Annotated in this window: 1 protein-coding gene and 1 pseudogene; both read left to right on the forward strand. The window is 45.2% G+C overall.

The window, feature by feature from the left end; genetic code table 11:
- Window positions 1-21 precede the first annotated feature (21 nt).
- Complete coding sequence (atpG, locus tag B3143_RS04420; RefSeq protein WP_004780708.1) at window positions 22-891, forward strand: F0F1 ATP synthase subunit gamma; 870 nt, start codon at window positions 22-24, stop codon at window positions 889-891.
- Between the two features lie 30 nt (window positions 892-921).
- A pseudogene (locus B3143_RS04425) lies at window positions 922-1,220 on the forward strand (F0F1 ATP synthase subunit beta); the annotation flags it as partial.

Genomic DNA, 1,220 nt, shown 5'->3' on the forward strand with positions numbered 1-1,220 from the left:
TTCGAATACTAGGTTAAGCGTATGGCAAATTTAAAAGAAATTCGCGCCAAAGTAGCTAGTATCAAAAGCACGCAGAAAATTACTCGCGCGATGCAGATGGTAGCAGCTTCTAAGATGCGTCGTGCGCAAGAGCGCATGGCTCAAGGCCGTCCGTATGCCGAAAATATGCACCGTGTAATTGCTCATTTGGTACAAGCGAATCCTGAATATAAACACCGTTATATGGTTGAACGTCCTGTTAAGCGCGTTGGCTATATCATTGTGTCTTCAGATCGTGGCCTTGCTGGTGGTTTGAACATTAACCTGTTCAAGAAAGTGGTAAAACACGTTCAGCAGCAACAAGAGCAGTCAATTGAAGTTCAATTTGCTTTGATTGGTCAAAAAGCGGTTTCGTTTTTTAAAAACTACGGCGGTAAAGTGCTTGGTGCGACCACTCAAGTGGGCGACACTCCAAGTCTTGAACAGTTATCTGGTTCTGTACAGGTGATGTTAGACGCTTATGATAAAGGCGAATTAGATCGTATTTATCTGGTTTCTAACGGCTTTGTCAACGCCATGACTCAAAACCAAAAGATCGAACAGCTTGTTCCTTTGGCAGCTGCTGAAGAAGACAAGACGCTTAACCGTCAATACGGTTGGGACTACATCTACGAGCCTGAAGCTGAAGAGCTTTTAAATGGCTTGTTGGTTCGTTACATCGAGTCTGTGGTGTATCAAGGTGTGATCGAAAACATCGCGTGTGAGCAGTCTGCTCGTATGGTTGCAATGAAAGCTGCAACTGATAACGCGGGTGAGTTGATCAAGAACCTGCAACTTATTTATAACAAGCTGCGTCAAGCCGCGATTACTCAGGAAATTTCTGAGATCGTTGGTGGTGCCGCTGCCGTTTAACATATATTAGTTTGAATTGAGGAGACAGCAATGAGTAGCGGTCGTATCATTCAGATCATCGGCGCGGTTATCGACGTCGAGTTTGAACGTAACAGCGTTCCTAAGATCTATGACGCTCTCCAAGTTGACGGTACTGAAACTACTTTAGAAGTTCAGCAACAACTTGGTGATGGCGTAGTTCGTACTATTGCAATGGGTTCTACTGAAGGCCTTAAGCGTGGTTTGAACGTAACTAACACTAACGCTCCGATCTCTGTACCAGTAGGTACAGCGACTCTTGGCCGTATCATGGACGTTCTTGGTCGCCCTATCGACGAAGCTGGTCCTGT

The organism is Acinetobacter sp. UBA1496 (genome assembly GCF_002324975.1).
Taxonomy (GTDB): domain Bacteria; phylum Pseudomonadota; class Gammaproteobacteria; order Pseudomonadales; family Moraxellaceae; genus Acinetobacter; species Acinetobacter variabilis.

Excerpts from the sequence above, each read along its gene's own strand:
- atpG (WP_004780708.1), top strand. The coding sequence starts at position 22 with ATGGCAAATTTAAAAGAAATTCGCGCCAAAGTAGCTAGTATCAAAAGC.